This is a genomic window from Phycisphaerales bacterium, from assembly GCA_016716475.1.
GTDB lineage: Bacteria > Planctomycetota > Phycisphaerae > UBA1845 > Fen-1342 > JADJWG01.
Genome location: JADJWG010000004.1, coordinates 123,719 through 146,095, shown reverse-complemented (window position 1 = coordinate 146,095; position 22,377 = coordinate 123,719). Strand labels below are relative to the sequence as shown.

The window sequence follows — 22,377 nt, the reverse complement described above, 5'->3', positions numbered from 1 at the left end:
GTGTGCCCGGGGCCGGCGACCGCGCCCTTCCGGATGCCCGCCACCCATGCCCAAGCGCAAGACCCCGTGCTGTCCAGCCCTACCGGCGCTACCCGATTTCACCCCGGCCGAACTGCCGCCCTGGCCACCCGATCCCTATGCGACACCACGGCCCCTCCCCGGAGCCGCTGCTGTGGGCACTGCGTTTCCTGCCGCACCATTTCACTGCGCCGCCTTGTCCATTGCACGCCGATCTGCTGCGCACGCTCGCCGATCCGCCCGGCCGGTACATCGCGCGCGTCGCTCCCCGCGGACATGCCAAAAGCACCTGCGCCGCCTTCGCGTTTCCGCTCTGGTGTCTCTGCACGCAGCGGCGCCGCAACATTGTGATCGTCACGCACGAACGCGCGCTCGCCACACAGTTCGTCCGCGATTTGCGGCATGAGTTCGAATCCAATGCGGACCTGCACGCCCACTATGGCGACCTGACGCCCACCGCACCACAGACCGGCAACCGTGCCCGGCCGACCCGGCGCAAGTGGTCCGATGACTACTTCACCACCGCGAACGGCCTGACCGTGCAGGCCAAGAGTACCGGCGCCTCGTTTCGCGGTTTGCGCGTGGGCGCCCACCGGCCCGATCTCGTCATTTGCGACGACATCGAGAAGGATGCCCATGTCGTGACCGCGGACGCGCGTCGCAAGCTGGAGCATTGGCTCCGCCGCGTAGTCATGCCGGCACTCGCCCCCGACGGTCTACTCCTCGTGCTCGGCACGCTCCTGCACCACGATGCGCTGCTGGCCAGTCTCGCTGATCCCCACCGATTCCCCGGCTGGGACCACGCACTCTACCGCGCCATCGAGACTCTCTCGGTCGAGGAGGCCGCGCCTTCCCCGGTCGCCCTCTGGCCGGAACGCTGGCCACTCGCACGGCTCGCCGAAGAGCGCACCCGTCTGGGCGCGTTGGCGTTCGAGCAGGAGTACCAAGGCGCCCCCGCGGACCTCGCCGAACAGGTGTTCCACATGGAGTGGCTGCGGACGCACGACGCCGAGCCACCAGACCCAGACCGGCTCGTTATGCTGATCGCCGTCGATCCCGCCACCGGTGCAAGTGGTGGGGACTTCTTCGCGCTGTGGGTCGGCGGTGTGGATCCACCGACTGGCATTATCTACACCCGCGCGCTCTCGCTCCACCGCGTACCTCTTGTGGATCAGGTGCGGCTTATCGTCGCTTCACAACAGCGCTGGCACGCCGCGAAAATCGGCATCGAGACGGTTGCCTATCAGGTCGCACTACAGCACGCACTGGTCGACCATGGCCGGCAGCACGGGCTCTATCTGCCCGTTGTCGGGCTGCGCGTCCACACCCGCAAGCGTGGGCGGATCGAGGGTCTGGCCCCGCTGATTGCGAACGGCTCGTTTCGACTACCGCCGGAGCTTCCCGCCGAGGTACTGGACCAGTTCCTGCAGTTCCCCCACGCGGGGCACGACGACGCGCCGGACGTATGCACGCTGGGGCTCATGCTCGCCCGTGACATCGCAATCGGACCAGTCCAGTCTCGTATTGCATGCGGGGCCCCGCGCGGACAGGACTGGTAGCAGCGGAATCTGCGGTCACCCGCGTTCCCAGCGCGGGGGTAGGCGTGTATCATGCGGCCGCGCATCCGCGATCTCCTGTCCGGCGCATGGAGGGGCAGGGGGAGTGTCGCGGAGTCCGGCGGCCTGAACGCTTTCATTGCCTCGGAGCGAAATTCATCGAGTACGCCGACGATGGAACACGCCGACCTCCTCATCTTTGCCCTCGTCACCTTCTTCATCGCCATGAATCTCTTCTTCCTCTGGCGCGCCCGCTGCGGACATCTACCGTACGTCCGCCCGATCCCCGGCGTCACCGCGATGGAAGAAGCCGTCGGCCGAGCCACGGAGATGGGCCGGCCGATCGTCTTTGCGATGGGAACATCCGACATTCGCGACATCATCACCCATGCAACCATGTCGATCCTGGGGTACATCGCACGGCTCGCCGCACGCATGCAGACCCAATTGATCACGATGGTCGTCAAGCCGGATGTGTACCCGCTCGCCCAGAGCATCGTCCACGACGCCTACCGCTCCGAGGGCATGGAGGACGACTTCAACGCCGAGGAACAGGTCCGCTTTCTCTCGGACCAGACGATCGTGTACGCCATGGCCGTCGCCCGCACCATCGAAGAGAACGACGCGGGCTGCGCATTCATCTTCGGCCGCTGTGATTTCACGAGTCTCCTCATGACCGAACCGGGCGCGCAGCGCGGCGTGCTGCAGATTGCGGGTGATCCCAACCTCGGCCAGATTCCGTTCTTCGTCTGCTCGTGCGACTTCACGATCATTGGCGAAGAGTTCTATGCCGCGAGTGCCTACGTCAGTGCTGATCCCTCGGCCCGCGGAACCCTGGTGAGCCAGGACCTGGTCAAGGGCGTGCTGGCGTTGCTGATCGTAATCGGCGTACTGCTCTGCCTGAGTGTGCCACTGGCGCACGCGCTGGGCTGGGACGGGCTCGTCGATCGGCTCCAGAGCGCGGTCCGACCGTTGCTCAAGTACGGGACGTGAACCGCGCCCCAGGAACCCTCCGGGCCGCGAGGTCCGGCCGACCGGAGACATCGGTATGCGTAAGGTCGTTGTGGCACTGATCACCTTCGTGGGTGGTGCCTACTTCCTGTTCGAATTCATGCTGCCGGCACGGGCTCCGGACTGGCTCGGCGGCTGGGGTAATCCGCTGACCCCGTATCGGCAGTTCGCGACCGACCTGACGATCATCCTCGGGGCGATGGCGTTCCTGCTGGGACCGCTGAACCTGGTGCGCAGCAGCTTCGCAAGCATTGCCCGGCAGGCGAAGGGCTGGAATTACAGCATCGTGTTTCTCGTTTTTCTCGTGATTGGCGGCGGGGCACAGATCGCGCGCGACCGCTCCGAAGCCGCGCGGCACCTCGCGGTGCGGACCGAGCGCGCCGCCCTGACCGTTTCCGCCGCACCCGCGGGGAACGTCGCGGATACGCCCCTCGACTCCACTGAGGATGTGACGGCGGCCGTCGAAGCCGATCCGGTCATCCCGGTAGTGGTCGTCGCCGCACCTGCGGAAGAGCGCACCTTCGCGCTGCGGTTCTTCGATCTGATGTTCCGGGGCGTGGTGCAGTCCTTCGGCCTCGCGAGCATGGCGCTACTCGCGCTGTATCTCGTTTCGGCCGCCTTCCGGTCATTCCGCTTCCAGAACATCGATTCGGCCGTAATGATGGTGACGGCACTCATCGTGATGGTGGGGCTGGCGCCGCTCACCGATCTGCTGACCAGTGGCTTCCATTCCGCATTCCAGCCCAATTCCTGGGCGCGCTGGATCCTCGACGTCCCGAACACCGCCGTACAACGGGCCGTCGCCATTGGTGTCTGTGCCGGCGCGTTCGCAGTCGGCGTGCGGCACTGGCTGAGTCTCGGGCGTCGGACGGAGTAAGTCGTGAACAAGTGGCTCGCCAATCTGCGGGACATGAATCGGCGCTGGCTCTACCTGGCGACGTTTCTGGTCGTTCTCATCCCGATCCTCGTGCCGTTGCCCTTGCCCAATCTGGCAGTCTCAGACAGCACCCGTGCCCTGTTCGAATACATCGACGGCCTCCCGCCGGAAGCCATCGTAATGATTGATTCAAGCTGGGATGCCGGCTCGCTCGCCGAGAATGAAGCCCAACTCAAGTGCGTCGTCCGGCACCTGTGCGAGCGGCGTATCCGTTTCGTCGTGACGTCGATCGGAATCGCCCCGCTTGGTCCCGAGTTCGCCCGCTTGACCATTCGCCCCATCGCCGGCGAGTACGGGTATGAGTATGGTCGCGACTGGGTCAATGCCGGGTTCGTGCAGGGCATTGAAGGCAGCATCGGTGCGGTCATCGATGGCGCCATGAAGAACTTCCGGCAGACCTTCCCGGCCGACTCCGAGGGGACGCCGGTCGCCGAGCTCCCCCTGCTGGCGGACTTCAACGGGGCCGCGGATGCCGCCCTCGTCTACATCGTGACCTACGCCCCCGCGCCCGAGTGGATCAGTTTCGTTCGCGAACAGTTCCGCACTCCAGTCGCCTTCGGGGCCATGTCGATCATGGCACCGCAGTACATCAACAACTTCCGCACCGGTCAACTTCAGGGCCTGTTGCTCGGAAACCGCGGCGCCGCGGAGTACGAGCAACTGCTTGGTGTTCCGGGCCAGGGGGCCCGGCTGGCCGTGGCGGGCTCGTTCGGGGTGTTGGCTGTCATCCTCGCCGCCATCCTCGGCAACCTGGTTTCCAACGCCGTGCGTGCGGAACGGAGGGCCGCGCGTTGACCATCGAAACCTTCACGGTCTGGGTCGGCGCCATCGTCACCCTGTGTGTCTTCAGCTATGTCTTGAAAGACAATGCCGCCTACCGCTTCGTCCAGCAGGCCACCCTCGGCACCTACATGGGCATGTTCATTGTCATTACCTGGAACCAGGTGCTGCATCCACGCTGGTGGAGCAAAGTGGCCGACGGCGCCGCCGCGTTCGGTGGAGGCGCGACCGACGATCGCTGGCAGGTTCTCTGGGCGCTGGCCCTGCTCCCCGGGTTGCTCTGGTACTTCCAGCTCTCCAAGCGGCTCTTCTGGGTCAGCACACTGATCAGCGGGCTCTTCGTCGGCGTCGCCGCTGGTTTGGCCTTCAAAACCCAGATCCTGCTCATCATGCCGCAGATTTCGGCCACCATTCGCCCGGTACTGGCGTGGTTCAGCAACTACAACAGCGACAATAACATCGGCGTATTCGAGGTGCTCAACCACACCCTGCTCGTCCTGCTGCTGCTGGTGACACTGTTCTACTTTCTCTTTTCGGTCAAGGCCGATCATCCGCTGCTCGGCCGCACGATGCGCTTTGGTCGCATCGCGATCATGGTGTGTCTCGGCGCGCTGTTCGGGAACACCGTCCTGACACGTGTGGCCTACCTGATCGAACGGCTCCTCTTCCTCACCAACGATTGGATTCTGCGCACGATCCTGCAACAGCCGGTCTGAGCACGCACCACCTCCGGTGCAAGGCGCCTCAGCGCGCGAACCGGGCCGCCACGAGCTGCTCAAACTCAGCGCCCAGCGCAAGCTCGTCCAGCGCCGTCAGCCGGCCAGCGCGCACCACCTCCCGCCCCGCCACAAACACCCGGTCCGCCCGCGGCGCATCACACAACACCAGTGCCGCCACCGGATCCTGTGCCGCGGCCCCCGCCAGCGCTGGATCATCACGCCGGAACATCGCCACATCGGCCGCCGACCCGATGTCCAGGTGTCCCAATTCCGGCCGATTCAGACATGCCGCCCCACCGGCCGTCAGCAACCGCAGCACCACCGCCGCCGGTAGGAGGGGTGCGCCCTCTGCCGTCCACGCCGTGGCCGCTGCGCCGTCCGCCGCACCCGTGGTCCCCGGACGATGCCCCAGCGCCGTGCGCAGCCGGGCCAACAGCAGCGCCTGCTTACCCACCGCCAAGATGTTTCCCCCATCGTTGCTGCTCGCGCCATCCACTCCGAGACCGACCCGTACGCCTGCCGAAAGCCACTCTTGCAAGGGTGCCACGCCACTACCGAGGCGCAAATTTGAAACAGGGTTGTGGCTGACCCCCGTTTGTGTCCGAGCGAGTTGGGCGATCTCCACCGCAGAGAGATGCACCCCATGCGCGAGGTACACATCCGGCCCGAGCCAGTCCAAGTCTGCCAGGTACTGCAAGGGCCGACAACCGAAGCGCTCCAGGCAGAACGCTTCCTCCTCCAACGTCTCCGCCAGGTGGGTATGCAGCAGCACGCCGCGCTCGCGGGCCAGTACCCGCGTATCACGCAGTAACTCGGGAGTCACGTTGAACGGTGAGCACGGCGCCAGGTCAATCCGCCGGAGCGCGCCTGGGCGCGGGTCGTGGTATGCATCCAAAACGCGGACGCAATCCGCGAGGATGGCGTCGTCGTCCTCCACGCAATCATCGGGCGGCAACCCCCCGTGCCGCTGGCCCAGCGACATGCTGCCCCGGCACAGATGCAGCCGGATCCCCAGCACGGCCGCCGCCTCGAGCACCGCTTCGATGCGTACATCGCTCCCCCGGGGGAACATGTAGAAGTGATCGCTGGTGGTGGTACACCCATGTAACAACAATTCTGCGATGCTGATTTGGGCGGCCGTGCGCACGGCGTAGGCGTCCAAGTGCCGCCAACGCTCGTACAGCGCCAACAGCCAGCGGAACAGGTGAGCGTTTTGCGCCGCCGGCAAGCACCGCGTCAGCGCCTGGAAGAGGTGATGATGCGTATTCACGAAGCCCGGGATAGTGAGGTGTTGACGCCCGCACACAACTTCGTCGAATTCGCCGGCCGAGATTCTGGCCAGGAAGGCCCCGGCCGGTGCGATCTCAACCACGAACCCTTCCGCAATCCTGATACTTGTGTGCGGACGAACAGCCATGCCGTCGCCCAACGGAGTAAGCAGCGTCGTGTCATGAATGAGGAACGGCACGAGTTTCTCCGGGCACATGGCGAGTGTCTGCGAAGCGGCTGCCAAGAGCAACAGGGCAGCCCCGCGTCCTGTAATCGCTTCTAAGCCCATGTCCCTGCCGATGTTGCCGCCCCCGCGCCGTACGGGTACACTCGCAATAGCCAATCATGGGCCGGTGGCGTGCGGCGGGAGCGTGTCAGGATCATTCGACCCGCTTCCCAGATCACTGGCCGGCGTTGCGGTCTGAACGCATCCGCGCGGGTACCCGCTGGAGGCAGCCGATTTTGATGGTTCAGGGCACAGTCACAGGGCTGCACCGTGGCGCTTGCCGCCATCCCCTTGGTCTCGCGACAGCGGGCCTGCTTGTGCTGTTGCTCGGCGGATGCCACGTGCCCCAGCCGCGCGGCAACGGCACGCTTCAGCTCCTCACCGAGCCATCCACGCAGCGTAGCTATTACCTCTACCTCCCCGAAGATTATGTGCAGGCGTCCGAAGAGGACCGCGCGGCCAGGTCATGGCCGCTGATCATGAACTTCCACGGGATGAAGCCCTATGATGTGGCCTGGTTCCAGGCCCTTGAGTGGCAGCAGGAAGCCGACCGCTACGGATACATCGTCGCCTCGCCGGAACTGCGGACGTTCGACTTCCTCCTTGGCGAGTTCCCGCTCCAACGCATCAACAAGGAATTTCGCGGAGACGAACTCGCAACCTTGGCGGTCATGGATCACGTCTTCAGGACGACGCGCGCCGATCCCCGCCATGTGCTCTCCACGGGTTTTTCCTCCGGGGGCTATATCGCGCACTACATGCTCAATCGCCACCCTGAGCGGTTTACCGCCCTCGTATCACGACAAGGCAACTTCTCCGCCATTGTGCTGGATTCGGAGTGGGCCAAGCGCTCGATCTACCACCCGGTGCTGGTCCTCACGACCGAGCTCGATGTCCCCATCTGCAAAGAGGAGTCCGACGAGGCCAAGACCTGGTACGAAACCCATGGGTACCGCAACTTCGCCTGGGTCCACCTGGGCCGCCTCGGACACGAACGCACACCGGATCTCGCGGCCGATTTCTTCGCCCGCGTCTGCGGGGCAACCCCGAAAACCCCGCCCGACATCCTCAGCCGCCGCATCGCGCGCGACGGCAACCCTGCGGGGCTGGAACTCATGGCGGGCGGACTGCGGGAACTGGAACGCGATCCGCGTATGGCCGCGTATGCAAGCGCGGACTCACAGGTCGGCCGCTACGAGACCCCCCGCCGTCCACAGGTCGTCGCGGGCCCTGGCCGCGATGCGGATCTCCCGTCCCACACCGCCCCGGACGCCGGGCCCCATGACAAGTCCACCGGGTCTGCTTCCGCAACCAACAAGACAGCGTTGCAGCATTCGGGGCTCACCACCGTCGCCCGCCCGCCGGGCAAGGACCCTCCGGATCCTATTCACGAGGAGCACGCCACGCCGTTCGACCCCTTGCTTGCAACCGCCACAATTCGCGTGTCGGCGACTGTCGGCTTCGAGCCACTGCTGCTCGTTTATGCCGCGGACTGCCCTGCGGCATGGATCGATTCCGCCACCTTCGCATGGCTGCTGAACGGCGAACCGCTGGGCAAAGGGTTGCAGGGAGAACGCTTGCTGAAGCTGGCCGGGGACTACTTGCTCGAAGTCCGAATTGTGACGAACGAAGGCCGCGAACACCGGGCGGAACGTCGCATCCGGGTGCTGCCCCGCCTCCAACAGGACGAACTGCTCGAAGAGGTTTCCGCGCGGCGCTGAGGGGTCTGCATGAGCGATTTCCAGCAGAACCTCTGGGCTCCTTGGCGCATGGAGTACATCGACAGTCTCGGCACGACCGACGAGGCGTGCTTCCTGTGTGCCGCTGAACGGTCGCCCGAGCAGGATGCGGCCAACTATGTCCTCTGGCGCGGGCCGAGCACCATCGTCCTGCTGAACCGCTTTCCGTACAGCAGCGGGCACCTTCTGATCGCTCCGCGGGAACACCGTGCCGCTCCGGAGGATCTTTCGGATGCAACCCTGCTGGAGCTCATGCAACAAGCCCGCAATCTCAAGCAGGCCCTCGCGGCCGCGCTCAACGCCCAGGGCTTCAACCTCGGGATGAATCTCGGGCATTGCGCCGGCGCCGGCCTGCCTGGGCATCTGCACCTCCACATCGTGCCACGCTGGGCGGGGGACGTGAATTTCATGGCGGTGCTGGCGGATGTGAAAGTCATTCCGCAGTCACTCGCGAAAGTGCGGGAGCTGATCCTGGCGTCGGCGGACGCGTTGCGGCTGGGGTTGCGGACGCCGCCGTAACATCCGCGGTGGCACGGTTCCCTGTGACTACAATCCCTTGAGCGTGGGAGCGCAGGAGCGTGCCCGGAGCGGGTAGCGCGGCCACTGGGGTTGCGCCGCCGCAGGGGCAATGACACTTGCGGCCCGCGCGCTGGATGGCTTCCACCTACCGGCCGAAGCACGCGCGTACGTCGCCAGCATGCAGGAGACGTCAGAATGCGTGCAATGATGGGAGTCGGCGTACTGTACCTGGGGGTACTCGGGCTGTTGACCGGGTGTTCCGGCGTGATCGGCACGCCGCTTTACACCGTGCCCGACGTGGACCTGGAGCGTTACGCGGGCAAGTGGTACGAGATCGCCCGGTACCCGAACTGGTTCCAGGGCACGGACTGCGTCGCGACGACCGCGGAGTATACGCTCCGCGGCGACGGCACCGTGCTGGTCGTGAACCGCTGTCGCAATGGCAGCGTGGATGGCCCGGTAGTCGAAGCCCGCGCCACCGCCCGTCGCCCGAACGCGGACGAACCCGGCAAGCTGCTCGTCAGGTTCGGGTTCTTTGAAGCCCCCTACTGGATCATCGACCTTGACCCGGACTACGAGTGGGCCGTCGTCGGGGAACCTACCCGAAGCGTGCTTTGGATTCTCAGCCGCACACCCACCATGTCCGATGATCTTTACGCGGACATCACCAGCCGCCTGCCGGCACAGGACTACAGCGTGAGCCGGCTGATCCGCCCACCGCAGCGCATCGAAAGGGATGAATAGCCCGTGCTCAGGCGTCAAAGTGTGGACATACGTCGGTGGCGAGTTCGCCGCGGATCACTTCACAGCCGTCGGCCGTGATGATGATGTCATCTTCTATGCGAATGCCAAACTCCCCCGGCACGTAAATGCCCGGCTCGACGGTCATGCACATGCCGGCCCGCAACGGCTCGCCATTACCGGCCACCAGGTACGGCGGTTCGTGGCACTCCAGCCCGATCCCGTGGCCGAGCCGGTGGACGAAGCACGGCCCGAAGCCCGCCTCGGTAATGACGCGGCGGGCAATCGCATCCAGTTCCCCCGCCGCCACGCCCGGGCGCGCCGCTTCGATCGCCGCGGCCTGTGCTGTACGCACCGCACGATAGGCGCTCCTGACCTGCGTACCAGGTGTTCCCAGCACCCACGTCCGCGTAAGGTCGTTGAAGTAGCCGCGGTACCGCGTGACACTGTCCACGACGATCGCATCCCCGGCCCGTAAGACGCGTTCGTCGGTCAGATGGTGCGGCGCAGATGCGTTCGGCCCCGATTGGATCAGCGGGCTGACGACCAGCCCCAGCGGAGCGCAGCGGGTCGTGAGTTCGTCGTGCAGGGCGCGCTCGCTGATACCGGCCCGCATGAGCGTCGCAAGCTCCAGGAAGGCCCGCTCGCCCAGGGCGTGCGCCGCCCGCAGGATGGCCTGTTCCGCCGGCGACTTGCAGATGCGCACCGCGCGCAGCAAATGTTCCGCTGAATCCACCTGCATCTCTGGAAACACTGACTTGAAACGCTCGAACGCCTCGAGCCAGATACGTCCATCCACACCCAGCCGCCCGCGCCGGATGCCATCGGTCGCCAGGGCCGCCGCCAGGGCCGCGTAAGCATCGCTATCTTCCGCCCAGGTGTGAATCTGCACCCAGTCCTCGACGTCCGCGAACCCCGGCCGTTCGAAGGCCGGACAGATCGCATGTACGGCGCCCTCTCGCGTTATGGCGGCACAGGTCAACCGGTCGGAAGCGCTGTAGGGCACACCGACGAAGGCCAGCATGTTGGCTGGGGCAAACACGATGACGGCCGTGTAGTCGGCTGCCCGCATCAGGTCGCCGAGCCGGGCGACGTGATCGCGGACGATCTCGGACGGAATAGCCACGGACACAGGCCGCATGAGCACACCCTCCGTGCCAGCCGGAACAAGGATCACCAGCATTGTCCCCCCCCGAGCGATTGTCGGGGGTATCCAGCTTACCGCGCCAGGGCCCGGCTCGCACCCCGACGACACCTCTTCCACCACCATGGCACCGCCGCTACGCTACGCAGCCATGACGCTCTTGCTTAACCAGGCGGAAATGTGCGACACGCTCGAAAAGCTGGCGCGCAGCGTGGCCGGGGCCGCCCCGCGCGAAGTCCCCTTTGCGCTGGTGGGAATCCGCCGACGTGGTGAGACCTTGGCTCGCCGCCTGCTGCCCCTGCTGGCGAAGGCCGGCCGGCCCCCGGACCATTTCGGGGTCCTCGACATCACCCTCTATCGCGACGACCTCACCACCATCGGCCCCAAGGCCATGCTGCGTGGCACGGAGATCGACTTCGACGTCACGGATACCTGGCTGCTGCTCGTGGACGACGTGCTCTATACGGGCCGGTCGGTGCGAGCGGCCCTCGACGCTATCGTCGATCTCGGGCGCCCCCAGGCCGTCCGGCTGGCTGTGCTGGTGGACCGCGGGCGCCGCGAGTTGCCGATTCAGGCCGATTTCGTCGGACTCCACACCGACACGGAAGCGCATCACATCGTCCGCGTCAAGCTCACCGAGGTGGATGGCGTGGATGAGGTCGAACTCGATGACCGCAGCGACAGCGAACGTTGAACCCCTGCTCTGGACCCGCAAACACCTCCTCACGCTCTCCGAACTGAGTCGTGAGGAGATCCTGCATGTGCTCGACACGGCCCAGAGCTTCCAGGAGGTCTCCACCCGCAGTGTGAAGAAGGTGCCGGCGCTGCGCGGGCGGGTCGTCGTGAACATGTTCTTCGAGGACAGTACCCGCACACGCATGAGCTTCGAGCTGGCCGCGCAGCGCGTTTCCGCCACCGTCATCGACTTCGCCGAGAAGATGTCGTCCACTCAGAAGGGCGAGACGCTGATCGACACCGCTCGAAATATCGAGGCCATGGGGGTCGACATCATGGTCCTGCGGCACCCCGCCGCCGGGGCCGCCAAGCACCTGGCCGCGTCCGTCAACTGCTGCGTGATCAACGCCGGCGACGGCCAGCACGCCCACCCGACGCAGGCCCTGCTCGACCTCTTCACCATTCGCGAGCGCAAGGGCCGCATCGACGGCCTGAACGTCGCCATCGTGGGTGACATCTCGCATTCTCGCGTCGCCCGTTCCGACATCCGCGGCCTGCAGAAACTCGGTGCCCGGGTCACGCTGGTCGGGCCGCCTACGCTCGCACCTCGCTCGTTTGAAGCCATGGGCGCGCGCGTCACGCACGACTTTGAATCCGTGCTGCCGGAGATGGACGTCATCAATATGCTCCGCATCCAGAAGGAACGCATGACCAGCAGCGGCTTCCCCTCCGTGCGGGAGTATGTCCGCTTTTTCGGCATGAATCGCGACCGTCTGCGGCGCTGCCGCCCGGACGTGCTCATCATGCACCCCGGCCCGGTCAACCGCGGCATTGAACTCGCCGCGGATGTCGCTGACGGACCGAATTCAAGCATCCTCCAGCAGGTGACCAACGGCCTCGCCGTCCGCATGGCCGTGCTGTTTCTGTGCCAGCAGGCCGCCGCCGCCACCGAGCGCGCCGAGTAATCCGGACCACGGCGCGCCGGTCCGTCGGCTGCGCACTCGTGCAAATGTCCAGCCCGCCGGGGGAATCGGAAGGAACGCATGCCCCCCATGTCTGCTGCAACCGCCACCCGTGCAACGGCTTTTCCGCTCGATGACTACACCCCGCACGGCTACCTCGACAACCCCCACCACAGCATGGTGCTCAAACGCTCCGGCGTGCTGCGCTCCGCGCCACCACTCGGCTTCGGCTGGTGGCTCCGCAGCTTCAAGGGAACCTACGGCAGCGGTACCCGGGGGCACATGAACTATCTCGCACTCCTGCAACTCGGCCTGCGGGTCGGAGATGCGACCCTGGTCACACCCGCCGATGTCGCCGCACGGCCTGAGCCGCTGGTCTCCCGCCATCATTCGAAGAACGTCTTCAGCTACGACACCGCGCTCGGCGGCGTCCGCCTTAACGCGCGCTACTTCCTCGCGGCTGAGCATACGCTCGCCTGCCTCGTGACGCTCTCCAACGAAACCGCACAGCCGCGGGACGCGCGCTTGCTCGCAACCCACATCTACGGCCTGTGGCTTACCCGCTGGTGGGGGGCCGACGGCATCGGCACGCGCTACCGCGCCGCGGACGGCGCGCTGGTCAGCGCCATCTGGGCCTACGGAGACTACTTCGTGCTCGGCGCCGACCGGCCGCCCGACGCCCATACCGCCACTGCCGACGTCGCCGCATGGCAGGAATGGTGCCGCCACGGTGGGGCCGATCTCGAAGGCGCGACGGTGCGCGGTCCGGGCCCCATGCACGCCACACTCGCCTGGGATCTGGTGCTCGCCCCCGGCGCGCAGACGGAACTGCTCGTCACGCTCAATCGCGCAACAAACGAGTCGGCCGCGCTCCGTTCCTGGCGCGCGGCGCAGCCGACCGGGCGCGCCGCACTCGCGGAACGCGTCGCGGACGACGATGCGTTCTGGTCCCGCGCGCCGCGCCTGGAGGGCGACTGGCCCGCCGCCTGGCGCCGCGGCTGGGTGTACGACTTTGAGACTCTGCGGATGAACGTGCGCCCGCCGCTCGGCATCTTCCGCCACCGTTGGGACGCGATGCAGATTCACTCTCCGCGCGTCGTGCTCGGCGAGGCCGCACTGGACATGTTCGCGCTCGCCCACGCCGCCCCGGACATCGCCACCGAAGTGCTCTTCGGTACGTTTGCCGATGCACCGGAGCCCTACGTGCCCTGTTATCGCGAAGACGGCAGCATGAACATGATCGCCGCCGACGGCGCGGCCTGCGGCACGGCTCCCTCGTGGTGCTTCCCGTTCCTCGCGCTGCGCGCGCTGTACGCCGCGACCGGTGATCGCGCCTGGATCACGCGCCTGTACCCGCACCTCAAGGCGTACCTCGAATGGTGGTTCGAGCACCGCACCGACGCGGACGGCTGGTTCCACTGCCATTGCGACTGGGAGTCCGGCCAGGACGGCTCGCAACGCTTTCCCGCGGTCGAGGGCGGCAGCGCGGACACCGTCCGCACCGTCGATGTCGAGGCGAGCGTGGCCGAAGCCCTGCGCAACATGGGGCTGTTCGCGGAGATCGCCGGAGCTACCGCCGATATCCCGCGGTGGCGGCAGCTCGCCGAGCAGCGCACCGCGAGCACACGCGCCATGTTCGTCGACGGCTGGTTCCGCGACTTTGACGTCCGCACCCAGCAGCCCATCGTGCTACCCGACTACATCGACATCATGATGCTGGCCCCACTGACCTGCGGGGTCGCTTCGAGCGAGCAGATTACCGCACTGCAGCCGCGATTCGACTACTTCAGGCAGAACCCGCGCCACTGGCTGGAATGGCCGTCCTACTTCCTCGCCTACACCGAGGCGGCCTGGACCGCCGGTCTACGCAAGCTTGCGGCCGAGGCAACCGCCGACATCGCCGAGCGCATCTACCCGCGGCTCGACCAGCGTGAGCTGCGTTTCGCCGACCCGGCCGATACCTACAACTACCGTGTGCCGGGCGTGGCGTGCGAGTACTGGCCGCTGGCCGCCGATCAGGAACCCGGCGGTGAGGCCTACGGCTGGGGCGCGACGCTGCCGCTACACATCATTCGCAGCATCTTCGGCTTCCGGGAGACGGCCGACGCGGAGGCCGCGGCCTTTCACGTTTCTCCTGTGCTGCCGCCACAGTTGCGCACGGCCGGGCGAAGGTTCGCGCTGCGCGGACTGCACTACCGCGGGCTGCACGTCGACCTGGAGGCGGAAGTGGATTGCGACAGCACCGCGCGTATCACGCTCACCTGCCGCGGTGCGGCACTGCGGGCGCTCGAAGTCGTGGATGCTGCGGGGACGGCGCTCGCACAGGCCCGGGCCGACGGTGACACCACCACCGCCACCTGGACCCAATCCGACGGCGCCATCTGCACGGTACGGTGGAACTGAACCGAGCGTACTCGCCTACGGTCCGGTCAGGGCGTGCAGGATCGGGTTGGCATCCGCCCAATCAATGCGGCCGTCGGGCTGGAGATCCAAGAGCGCGCAAATCGGCGGAAGCGGGGGGAGAGCTACGGGAGCGTAGCAGAGCTGTAGCGCTCGGACTTCAACCATGTCACGATCGCCGTCGGGTTCGATGTCGGCCGTTGTCGCGGCGACGTGGAAGGCCTTGCCCACGGGCGGCGAGCCCTCGGTCTGGCCACCGCCGTTGAACGCCGTCACCCGCCAGTAGTACTTGGTGCCGCGTTCGAGCAGACCCACCGGGGGCAGCGCGGCCGTCTGAACACCGCTGCGTACCCAATGCGGGCTCAGCGGCTCGACCTCCGGGTCGAGTTCGAGCAGGTAGCCGGCGGCACCGGCGGACGGCTCCCAGTTCAGCAACGGACGCGTCGGGAAGATAATCTCGCCGTCGCCCGGCCCCTCCAGCGCAAACGGGTCCGGCGGGTCCGGGCGCGTCGTAAACGGCAGCGCCGGGGCCACCACCGGACCCGGGCCGGCGGCGTTCACGCCGCGGACGCGGACGTAGTAGTCGGTATCGGGCAGCAATACGCCCGGGGGCACCTCGACGAACGTCTGCGGCACCGGGTTGAGGTCCAGTTCTGGTGAACCAAAATCCGGGTCATCATCAACCTGGACACGGTAGTAGGCCGCTCCCCAAGCCGGCTGCCACACGATCGCCGGCGTAAGCGTCACATTCGTCATGCCGGGCTCGGGCTCGAGCACGCCGAACGGCCCGGGCGGGAACGCGCCGGTCGTGAACGAGCGGTGCTGGGATTCGCACAGCCGCGTGCCTCGGCCATTGATCGCGAATACGCGCCAGTAGTACGTCTTGTTGTTCTGCAGGAGCTTGTCAGGCACCTGGAAAGTGACGAAGTCCTCACGGCCAAAAGGTGGGGGCTGGATCTGATCGAGGATTTTGTCGCCAACGAACGCGGGTTCATCGTCGATCTGCACGCGGTATGCGGCGAGATCGTCTCCCCCGATGAGCTGCCAGGTGAACTGGAGGTTGAGAGGCGCGCCCGAGGCGCCGTTCGCGGGTTGCGCCAGGTCGAAATTCGGCGGCGCAAGGACAAGCCCGGGCGGTTCCGTGGTGAAGCTCCACGTGGCCGAGACGCGCGCACCAAACGCGTTCTCCGCCGTCACAAACCAGCAGTAGATCGTGTTCTGCTGAAGGATCCCCGCCGGGATGAAGTACGAGGATGTGGTGGTCTCGACGTCGATCAGCGGCGTGACACCGTCCACCATGAAGCAGTAAGGGTAGACGCGCACCCGATAGCTCGTCGCGTTCGCGGAATTCGTCCAGTCGAGTCCAAGGCCGGCGAGCAGCGTATTGGTGGTGCCGTCGGCCGGGAAGCTGAGCGAAAACGAGCCCGGCGTGAGATCGTCGTACTCGAAGTCCCAGCCCATGAAGTCGAAGGCGTACGCATCGGCCGCCGTCAGATAGTCCTCGATCAGCGTATTCGGGCTGTAGAATTGCGCCCCCGGCGCAAGCGTCGGATCCATGACGCCGACCCACACGCCGGTTATCCCATCGTTCTTCCAGTGGGAGGCCTGGTTACCGTCGCCATTACCCACACCGGTAGACATGCGCCAGTCGCCCCATTCCGGCAGACACGTGCGACAGCCGACGCCCTGCTTGTCCTCGCCACCGGTGCGGGGGTTGTCGCGAAAATCGCTGTAGGTGTCGGCGCAATCCGCCGTCGAGAAGCGCGCCAGGTCCAGGTTTTCGATGTTCTTGTTACGGAAGTCCACGCCGGACGTGAAACCGAGCAGGTGGCCGAGCTCGTGCAGCACAACGTGCTGGAAATCCATCCGCCCGCCGATGATGCCATCGGTGGGGTCGTAATCGAAGGCAAAGTCCGTGTTGAACTTGAACGTTCCATCCTTCTTCGTGGAAGTCGCGCTGATCAGGCCGATGGCCTTGGCCACCGACCGTGACAGGTACACGTGCTTCTCTTCCTTGACCTCTGTGCCCTGGTACTTGACGTCGATGCGGTCACCTGTCGGCATGTAGAGAATCACGACGTCGTCGTCATCGCGGTCGGCCAGCAGCGCCGACCGCACTTCGTCGTACCGGTACTTCACGAACTTGTTCGAGGTCGAACCGATCGTGTTTTGCCCCATGCTCTTGAATTTCACCTTGATGTGAATATCTACGCAATCGGAGAAGAGGTGTGTGAAGCGCTCGGCGGCGGCCTCAATGGCGTCGACGGCACCCGCCGGCGGAGTCCCGGATATGTTGAAAATGAACTGCGGACAGGACCGGCCCGGACCTGTGACAACGAGTATCAGCGACGCGGGCTCATCCTCGACATTCGCAAAGATGTCGGGGGGTAGTGGCAATTCTCCGCCACCGACCGGCCGCCAGATGCCGTCAGTGTGCACGATCGCACCCCCACACATGAGCCGCGACTGCCGCTCCTCATGTATGAAAATCGGCAGCCCCGCACCGTCGAAGTCGCTCTGCAGCCCTAAGATCTCGGTCTGTGAACGCGGATCCAACTGGTAAATAACCTGGGCCGGCGTCACCGCCGCTGCGCAGAACAGCGTAACGGGTAGAACGAAAAGCAGGAGGCCGTAGGATGGGCGCAGGGTCACCAGCATGATTGTCTCCGAACGATGCAATAGCAGAGGTGACGGCGCATGACCGTGCCCGAACACATACCATCCTATTGGGCGGACACGTCCAGATCAACCCGTAACTTCTACGTAGCCAGCGCGTAGCGCTGCGTTCGCTGTCTGCTCAGCACTGTCGAAACCGGTTTTCTGGTGTCGCGAGCGGCGCGTCCCCCTTCCGGGCGCGCAGCGCGTTCATTCCCAAAGGGAGTTCAGCCAGAGATAAAGTAGCCACGCCCCGAGGCCGCCCGATACGGCGCCGACGCCGCAGCCGATCGCGAGGCCCATCCACCCGAACCACGCGACACCGACTCCACCAAGCACACCAGCGCCGACCACGGCCCCGCCCGTAGTCCAGCGGATCCACCGCACCCCCTCTTCGATGAGACCCTCTTTGAGTTCCGTCATCAGCGGTTTCTGGCCATCATCCTGTTGATTCATCCGGCGCTCCCGCAACCCTTCATGTACAGCTCCTGAACACGCAGAAGTATAGATGAGCGGGGTGCGTGGCGCACGAATCTCGCACTCCAAGCACTCCACGTCGGCAGAGGTTCCGTCCCGCATGCGCGCACCACGCGCGCTGTTTTCGTAGTTCCCAGCCCCCCCCATCTATGGGTGCCCTTTTCTGGGTGCCCCTACACCTTTCGCAACTGGTGCCCCAGCTTGTACTTCTTGGTCTCCAGATAGCGGCGGTTGTGCTCGTTCGGCTCGATCTCGAGCGGCAATTGCTCGGTGATCTCCAGCCCATACATCGCCAGCCGGCTCACCTTCTTCGGGTTGTTGGTCAGGATGCGGATGCGTTGCAAGCCCAGGTCGCGCAGAATCTGGGCCCCAATGCCGTAATCACGCTGGTCGGCGCGGAAGCCCAGCACCTCGTTCGCCTGCACCGTGTCGAGGCCCTGGTCCTGCATGCGGTAAGCGTGCAGCTTGTTTTCCAGCCCGATCCCCCGACCTTCCTGCCGCAGGTAGACCAACGCGCCACGCCCTTCCCGCGCAATCATCGCCATCGCGGCGCCGAGCTGCTCGCCACACTCGCAACGGAACGATCCGAACACGTCACCCGTGAGGCACTCGCTGTGCACACGCACCAGCACCGGCTCCGGCTGCGGAGCGACGTTGCCAGCCGCATCGATTTCTCCCACACCGCCCCGGCAAAGCGCCACGTGGGTCTGCGCATCACTCCGCGCCCGGTACGCGAACAGCCGCCAATCACCGAACTCGTTCTTCAGCGGAATCTGCTCGACGCGCTCCACGAGCCGTTCACGCTGCAGGCGGTACTCGATCAGGTCGGCGATCGTGCACATCTTCAGGCCGTGCTGTCGGCAAAATGCGATGAGTTGCGGGACACGCGCCATGGTTCCGTCGTCGTTCAGAATCTCGATCAGCGCAGCGCCCGGCAGCATCCCCGCCAGCCGGCACAGGTCCACCGAGCCCTCTGTCTGCCCGCCCCGCACGAGCACCCCGCCGTCGCGGGCCGTGAGCGGGTTGACGTGCCCCGGACGCACAAAGTCCTCCGGCACGGCTTCCTCCGCCACGAGGTGACGGATCGTCGCAGCCCGATCGAATGCGGACACACCCGTCGTCGTGCCGAGCTGGGGACCGGCATCGACGGTGATCGTGAAATTCGTACCGAGACGCGTCGTGTTGTCAGTCACTTGCGGCGTCAGGTGCAGCCGGCGGCAGCGCTGCTGCGTCAGGGCGACGCACAGCGTCCCGCGGGCGAATCTCAGCATGAAATTCACCTTCTCCGGATTGATCGACTGCGCTGGACAGACGAGATCCCCCTCGTTCTCACGACATTCGTCGTCCACCAGCACGATCATCCGCCCCAGCCGCAGATCGGCAAGGATCTCTTCGATCGGGCTGAAGGGGCTCTGTCCGGCTGCGGAAGCGGGTCCGCCGCTCATGGGTCACTCCAGAACGCAAGTTCCCCCGCACTCTCATTGTAGCAGAATCCAGCCGCGCCCCGGTCGTCGACCCGGCACCGTTCCTGCTAGAATCACAACATGGTGGTCCGTCTCGACTGACAACCGCCGGCGACAATTCCGCGAGGAGCGGGCCACGCCCCGGAAAAACGATGTCCGCAACGCCGCAACACAACACCGCGATTGCGACGCCCAAGCTCAGAACCGCACCCCTCTGGCACGTCATCCTGCTCGACGACGACGACCACACCTACGAGTACGTCATCGAAATGCTCGGCAAGATCTTCCATTTCGACGCGCAGCATGCTTTCCGCCTGGCACGGGAAGTCGACGAAACCGGCCGCGTCATCCTTGAGACCACGGTTTTCGAACGGGCCGAGTGGCGGCAGGAGCAGGTGCAGGCCTTCGGGGCGGACTGGCGCATTGAACGGTGCCGGGGGTCGATGCGCTGCGTGCTCGAACCGGCGCCCTCCTGAAGTCAAGCTGCTTCCTCAGAACAGCAGCTTGACCAGCACAATCGCCCCCAGAACACACGTCACCACACCGACAATCGCCCGCAAGTGCGTCTCGCCCATGCGCCGCACGGTCAGTGTGGCCACCGGCACCGAGAGCAGTGCGCCCGCCGTCAACGGAACCGCGAGCCCCCAGTGAATCCCACCCCCGAGCAGCATGTACGCCACCAACCCTACGAAACACGTGATCGCTTCGCCGAGAGAGGTAACCCCGACCGCCTGCTTCGACGAGACACCCGACACCACCTGCCCGGCGGTCACCAGGGGCCCGTATCCGCCGCCGCTCAGCCCCTTGTTGAACGCCGCCACGGCCCCCACCGCGAGCAGGTGCGAGCGTCGGTACTGAAATCGCCGCCGCAGCGTCACAAGGATCAGGATGCCCATGCTCAGCACGATCAGTCCGATGATCAGTGAAAGCCAATCGGAAGACAGCTTGGTGTGCAGCAACATCGCCAGCAAGACTGCCACCACCGCTCCCATCCCGCTCAGCCCACCGATCAACAGGGCAGTCGTACGGGCTTCGTGGTCCACCAGCAGGTTCAGGTTGCCGTCGCGATGATGCCACAGCGTGGCCGCAATACCGGTCAAGAATTCACTCAGCAGCACCGCCGGCACAACCTGTACCGGTTCGAAGCCGGCCATCAGCAGCACCGGCGTGAGCGCCGTGCCATAGCCCATCCCCAGACTGGAGTCCACGTACTCACAGAGCAGTGCCGCCCCAAAGACCAGCAGCACGACCGACGGAACCAGCGCCCCCCCGTGCAACTGCGTCAGCCAGCCCCCTTCCGGTCGGGCTGAGAATGCCAGCAGGCACGCCACCGCCGCGACCACAAACAACCAGATGCGCACCCGGCGGCGCCCCCATGCCAGTTGCATCCAGTCCATCAGGAGGCCCAGGCCTAAGCCGGGCGTCGATTGCGAATACGGCGGAAGGGCTCCACTCATCACCGCTCCTCATCCTCAGGGATCCGCCCAGGTCCACCGGCCGCGCCGCCGGTAGCCGTCGGGCCCGCGCGGCCAGCGCCGCACTACTCGATGTAACCCAGCGCCCGCAGGCGGGCTCGGATGGCCTCCAACTCCTGGGGTTGCAGTCCCGGCGGCGGCTCATGAAATTTCCCGCCAGCCGCGACATCCCGCAGCACCCACGTCGCAAATTCGGTCACGCTGCGGAATCCGGTGCCGTCGATCAGGTCCCCGAGCTTGTCATACAGCTCGCCAGGGATCTTCAGCGTGACCATCCGGCGGGCACCGTTGTGGGCGGGCATGCGGACAACACTCCAATAAGAGTGTACTACACTCTTGCAAGAGTGTACCGCGTACTAAGGTTTCCGCAAGTCCTTCAATAGCCCATTTGTCGGCGAAATTTCGCCCGCAACTCCGCCAAGGGGGCCCGGTCCGCCGCCGGGATCGCCCGTTCCCCGCCAACCAGCCGCGCCTGCCAGACCACGCGGGCGACGGCCTCCAGCGTCTCCGTCAACACATATGCCGTTTCCAGGTCCGGCCCCCACGTCACGGCGCCATGATTCTGAAGGAGTGCCGCAACGTGCTCGCGCACGCAAGGTTCGATCGCCTCCGCCATCGCCGCGGTGCCCGTGGTGGCGTAGGGCACGAGGGGGACGGGCCCGAGAAACACATCACCTTCCGGCAGCACGCCCTCGGGCAGGGACTCGCCGCGTACCGCGAAGGTGGTTGCGTAGGGCGGGTGGGTATGCACCACTGCGCGGATGGCGGCGTGGGCTCGGTAGATTGCCAGGTGGAGCTGCAGTTCGGTGCTCGGTCGGCGCGTGCCCGCCACCTGACGCCCATCCGGATCGACGAGGCACAGGTCGGCTGGCGTAAGCCGCCCCTTCGAAAAGAGCGTCGGCGTGCACAGAATGTTCCCGTCCGGCGTACGAACCGAAAAATTGCCGCCGGTACCGTCAACCAACAGGCGGTCGTACGCTCGACGCCCCAACGCACACAGTTCTTCGGCCAGTGCATCCATGCCGTGCATCGTAGTCCTTCAGGCGACCCACTGACAGACCCGCGAACTCCGTCCACCAGGTGCTTGGCAACCGGCTTCAATCTGCCTATCATTCTCCCTCGTTTTCCGCCACCGGCCCCGAAGTGGGTTTACACTTGCCGCCTTTCACCGCACGGCCACCCCGGAACGGGTTGGCACGACGGATCATGGCGGGCGGGTACGCGGTGCAACGGTAAACCCCTTGCGGGCAGCGACTGCCCCCGTTACATAGTTTGGGACCATGCTCACGAGCTTCCGCGCGGAAGCCGAGCCGTGCTCTGGAGGACTCCCGTGCCTGATGCCGCTGAGATCGAAGCCAAGGTGAAGAAGATCGTGGCCGAGCAGATGAACGTCGCGGAGGGTGAGATCAGCCGCGAGACGTCGTTCGTCAACGATCTGAACGCCGACTCGCTCGATACGGTCGAGCTGGTGATGGAGTTCGAGGATGCTTTTCAACTCAGCATTCCCGACGAGGAAGCCGAGAAGATTCAGACCGTCGGGATGGCGATCGACTATATCGTCAAGCATCTCGAAAACGCCAGCAGCGACAACGCCTAGCCGCAACTCGGAGA

Annotated in this window: 21 protein-coding genes; 13 read left to right on the top strand and 8 right to left on the bottom strand. The window is 65.6% G+C overall.

What is annotated here, in order from left to right; all coding sequences use genetic code 11:
* The first annotated feature begins 137 nt into the window (after window positions 1-137).
* The 5 genes from IPM18_14690 to IPM18_14670 all read left to right on the top strand — a co-directional run bounded on the left by IPM18_14690 (window position 138) and on the right by IPM18_14670 (window position 5,018).
* Entirely contained in the window at window positions 138-1,577 is a 1,440-nt protein-coding gene (locus tag IPM18_14690; GenBank protein MBK9120824.1) for a hypothetical protein, read from the top strand.
* Window positions 1,578-1,748: 171 nt separating this feature from the next.
* Window positions 1,749-2,567: a hypothetical protein gene (locus IPM18_14685; GenBank protein ID MBK9120823.1), complete on the top strand. Its 819-nt coding sequence runs from the start codon at window positions 1,749-1,751 to the stop codon at window positions 2,565-2,567.
* Window positions 2,568-2,622: 55 nt separating this feature from the next.
* A complete protein-coding gene (locus IPM18_14680; protein ID MBK9120822.1) occupies window positions 2,623-3,462 on the top strand; it encodes a hypothetical protein in 840 nt (279 codons plus the stop codon).
* A gap of 3 nt (window positions 3,463-3,465) precedes the next feature.
* Complete coding sequence (locus IPM18_14675) at window positions 3,466-4,317, top strand: hypothetical protein (GenBank protein ID MBK9120821.1); 852 nt, start codon at window positions 3,466-3,468, stop codon at window positions 4,315-4,317.
* Window positions 4,314-5,018: a hypothetical protein gene (locus IPM18_14670; protein MBK9120820.1), complete on the top strand. Its 705-nt coding sequence runs from the start codon at window positions 4,314-4,316 to the stop codon at window positions 5,016-5,018. Before IPM18_14675 ends, IPM18_14670 begins: the two co-directional genes overlap by 4 nt.
* Window positions 5,019-5,046: 28 nt before the next feature.
* On the opposite strand, the gene IPM18_14665 is transcribed toward IPM18_14670, so the two are convergent.
* Window positions 5,047-6,579 (bottom strand): amidohydrolase family protein, encoded by a 1,533-nt coding sequence (locus IPM18_14665; GenBank protein MBK9120819.1) that lies wholly within the window; start codon window positions 6,577-6,579, stop codon window positions 5,047-5,049.
* 176 nt (window positions 6,580-6,755) lie between these two features.
* Between IPM18_14665 and IPM18_14660 the strand changes: the two genes are divergently transcribed.
* The 3 genes from IPM18_14660 to IPM18_14650 all read left to right on the top strand — a co-directional run bounded on the left by IPM18_14660 (window position 6,756) and on the right by IPM18_14650 (window position 9,518).
* Entirely contained in the window at window positions 6,756-8,237 is a 1,482-nt protein-coding gene (locus IPM18_14660; GenBank protein MBK9120818.1) for a prolyl oligopeptidase family serine peptidase, read from the top strand.
* Window positions 8,238-8,246: 9 nt separating this feature from the next.
* Complete coding sequence (locus IPM18_14655) at window positions 8,247-8,774, top strand: HIT domain-containing protein (protein ID MBK9120817.1); 528 nt, start codon at window positions 8,247-8,249, stop codon at window positions 8,772-8,774.
* A gap of 195 nt (window positions 8,775-8,969) precedes the next feature.
* Window positions 8,970-9,518: a lipocalin family protein gene (locus IPM18_14650; protein ID MBK9120816.1), complete on the top strand. Its 549-nt coding sequence runs from the start codon at window positions 8,970-8,972 to the stop codon at window positions 9,516-9,518.
* Window positions 9,519-9,525: 7 nt separating this feature from the next.
* Here the strand turns inward: IPM18_14650 and IPM18_14645 are convergent, their stop codons facing one another.
* Complete coding sequence (locus IPM18_14645; GenBank protein ID MBK9120815.1) at window positions 9,526-10,656, bottom strand: aminopeptidase P family protein; 1,131 nt, start codon at window positions 10,654-10,656, stop codon at window positions 9,526-9,528.
* Between the two features lie 127 nt (window positions 10,657-10,783).
* Between IPM18_14645 and pyrR the strand changes: the two genes are divergently transcribed.
* From pyrR to IPM18_14630, 3 genes are all read left to right on the top strand, one after another.
* On the top strand, window positions 10,784-11,353 hold the full coding sequence (gene pyrR, locus IPM18_14640; GenBank protein ID MBK9120814.1) for a bifunctional pyr operon transcriptional regulator/uracil phosphoribosyltransferase PyrR: 570 nt from the start codon (window positions 10,784-10,786) through the stop codon (window positions 11,351-11,353).
* On the top strand, window positions 11,328-12,299 hold the full coding sequence (locus IPM18_14635; GenBank protein ID MBK9120813.1) for an aspartate carbamoyltransferase catalytic subunit: 972 nt from the start codon (window positions 11,328-11,330) through the stop codon (window positions 12,297-12,299). Before pyrR ends, IPM18_14635 begins: the two co-directional genes overlap by 26 nt.
* An 87-nt stretch (window positions 12,300-12,386) precedes the next feature.
* Window positions 12,387-14,699, top strand: coding sequence for a hypothetical protein (locus IPM18_14630; GenBank protein ID MBK9120812.1), 2,313 nt, complete (start codon window positions 12,387-12,389; stop codon window positions 14,697-14,699).
* 15 nt (window positions 14,700-14,714) lie between these two features.
* Here the strand turns inward: IPM18_14630 and IPM18_14625 are convergent, their stop codons facing one another.
* From IPM18_14625 to ribA, 3 genes are all read right to left on the bottom strand, one after another.
* Window positions 14,715-17,354: a fibronectin type III domain-containing protein gene (locus IPM18_14625; GenBank protein ID MBK9120811.1), complete on the bottom strand. Its 2,640-nt coding sequence runs from the start codon at window positions 17,352-17,354 to the stop codon at window positions 14,715-14,717.
* A 207-nt stretch (window positions 17,355-17,561) separates the two neighbouring features.
* Window positions 17,562-17,807 carry a hypothetical protein gene (locus tag IPM18_14620; protein ID MBK9120810.1) on the bottom strand — a complete coding sequence of 82 codons (246 nt, stop codon included), beginning with the start codon at window positions 17,805-17,807 and terminating at the stop codon, window positions 17,562-17,564.
* A 194-nt stretch (window positions 17,808-18,001) separates the two neighbouring features.
* Window positions 18,002-19,273 carry a GTP cyclohydrolase II gene (gene ribA, locus IPM18_14615; protein MBK9120809.1) on the bottom strand — a complete coding sequence of 424 codons (1,272 nt, stop codon included), beginning with the start codon at window positions 19,271-19,273 and terminating at the stop codon, window positions 18,002-18,004.
* 170 nt (window positions 19,274-19,443) lie between these two features.
* Here ribA and IPM18_14610 point away from each other — a divergent pair, with 170 nt between their 5' ends.
* Window positions 19,444-19,767 (top strand): ATP-dependent Clp protease adaptor ClpS, encoded by a 324-nt coding sequence (locus IPM18_14610; GenBank protein MBK9120808.1) that lies wholly within the window; start codon window positions 19,444-19,446, stop codon window positions 19,765-19,767.
* 15 nt (window positions 19,768-19,782) lie between these two features.
* Here the strand turns inward: IPM18_14610 and IPM18_14605 are convergent, their stop codons facing one another.
* The 3 genes from IPM18_14605 to IPM18_14595 form a co-directional block, all read right to left on the bottom strand.
* Window positions 19,783-20,688: a sulfite exporter TauE/SafE family protein gene (locus IPM18_14605; GenBank protein MBK9120807.1), complete on the bottom strand. Its 906-nt coding sequence runs from the start codon at window positions 20,686-20,688 to the stop codon at window positions 19,783-19,785.
* 143 nt (window positions 20,689-20,831) lie between these two features.
* Window positions 20,832-21,068, bottom strand: a complete 237-nt coding sequence (locus IPM18_14600) for a hypothetical protein (protein ID MBK9120806.1) — start codon at window positions 21,066-21,068, stop codon at window positions 20,832-20,834.
* A 74-nt stretch (window positions 21,069-21,142) separates the two neighbouring features.
* A complete protein-coding gene (locus IPM18_14595; GenBank protein ID MBK9120805.1) occupies window positions 21,143-21,787 on the bottom strand; it encodes a class II aldolase/adducin family protein in 645 nt (214 codons plus the stop codon).
* 363 nt (window positions 21,788-22,150) lie between these two features.
* Here IPM18_14595 and acpP point away from each other — a divergent pair, with 363 nt between their 5' ends.
* Window positions 22,151-22,363, top strand: coding sequence for an acyl carrier protein (gene acpP, locus IPM18_14590; protein MBK9120804.1), 213 nt, complete (start codon window positions 22,151-22,153; stop codon window positions 22,361-22,363).
* Window positions 22,364-22,377: the final 14 nt, after the last annotated feature.

Excerpts from the sequence above, each read along its gene's own strand:
- IPM18_14660 (MBK9120818.1), top strand. The coding sequence starts at position 6,756 with ATGGTTCAGGGCACAGTCACAGGGCTGCACCGTGGCGCTTGCCGCCAT.
- IPM18_14630 (MBK9120812.1), top strand. The coding sequence starts at position 12,387 with ATGTCTGCTGCAACCGCCACCCGTGCAACGGCTTTTCCGCTCGATGAC.
- ribA (MBK9120809.1), bottom strand. The coding sequence starts at position 19,273 with ATGAGCGGCGGACCCGCTTCCGCAGCCGGACAGAGCCCCTTCAGCCCG.
- IPM18_14685 (MBK9120823.1), top strand. The coding sequence starts at position 1,749 with ATGGAACACGCCGACCTCCTCATCTTTGCCCTCGTCACCTTCTTCATC.
- IPM18_14625 (MBK9120811.1), bottom strand. The coding sequence starts at position 17,354 with ATGCTGGTGACCCTGCGCCCATCCTACGGCCTCCTGCTTTTCGTTCTA.
- acpP (MBK9120804.1), top strand. The coding sequence starts at position 22,151 with ATGAACGTCGCGGAGGGTGAGATCAGCCGCGAGACGTCGTTCGTCAAC.
- IPM18_14605 (MBK9120807.1), bottom strand. The coding sequence starts at position 20,688 with ATGGACTGGATGCAACTGGCATGGGGGCGCCGCCGGGTGCGCATCTGG.
- IPM18_14665 (MBK9120819.1), bottom strand. The coding sequence starts at position 6,579 with ATGGGCTTAGAAGCGATTACAGGACGCGGGGCTGCCCTGTTGCTCTTG.
- IPM18_14680 (MBK9120822.1), top strand. The coding sequence starts at position 2,623 with ATGCGTAAGGTCGTTGTGGCACTGATCACCTTCGTGGGTGGTGCCTAC.
- IPM18_14650 (MBK9120816.1), top strand. The coding sequence starts at position 8,970 with ATGCGTGCAATGATGGGAGTCGGCGTACTGTACCTGGGGGTACTCGGG.
- IPM18_14610 (MBK9120808.1), top strand. The coding sequence starts at position 19,444 with ATGTCCGCAACGCCGCAACACAACACCGCGATTGCGACGCCCAAGCTC.
- pyrR (MBK9120814.1), top strand. The coding sequence starts at position 10,784 with ATGGCACCGCCGCTACGCTACGCAGCCATGACGCTCTTGCTTAACCAG.
- IPM18_14645 (MBK9120815.1), bottom strand. The coding sequence starts at position 10,656 with ATGCGGCCTGTGTCCGTGGCTATTCCGTCCGAGATCGTCCGCGATCAC.
- IPM18_14690 (MBK9120824.1), top strand. The coding sequence starts at position 138 with ATGCGACACCACGGCCCCTCCCCGGAGCCGCTGCTGTGGGCACTGCGT.
- IPM18_14635 (MBK9120813.1), top strand. The coding sequence starts at position 11,328 with ATGACCGCAGCGACAGCGAACGTTGAACCCCTGCTCTGGACCCGCAAA.
- IPM18_14655 (MBK9120817.1), top strand. The coding sequence starts at position 8,247 with ATGAGCGATTTCCAGCAGAACCTCTGGGCTCCTTGGCGCATGGAGTAC.
- IPM18_14595 (MBK9120805.1), bottom strand. The coding sequence starts at position 21,787 with ATGGATGCACTGGCCGAAGAACTGTGTGCGTTGGGGCGTCGAGCGTAC.
- IPM18_14600 (MBK9120806.1), bottom strand. The coding sequence starts at position 21,068 with ATGCCCGCCCACAACGGTGCCCGCCGGATGGTCACGCTGAAGATCCCT.
- IPM18_14620 (MBK9120810.1), bottom strand. The coding sequence starts at position 17,807 with ATGAATCAACAGGATGATGGCCAGAAACCGCTGATGACGGAACTCAAA.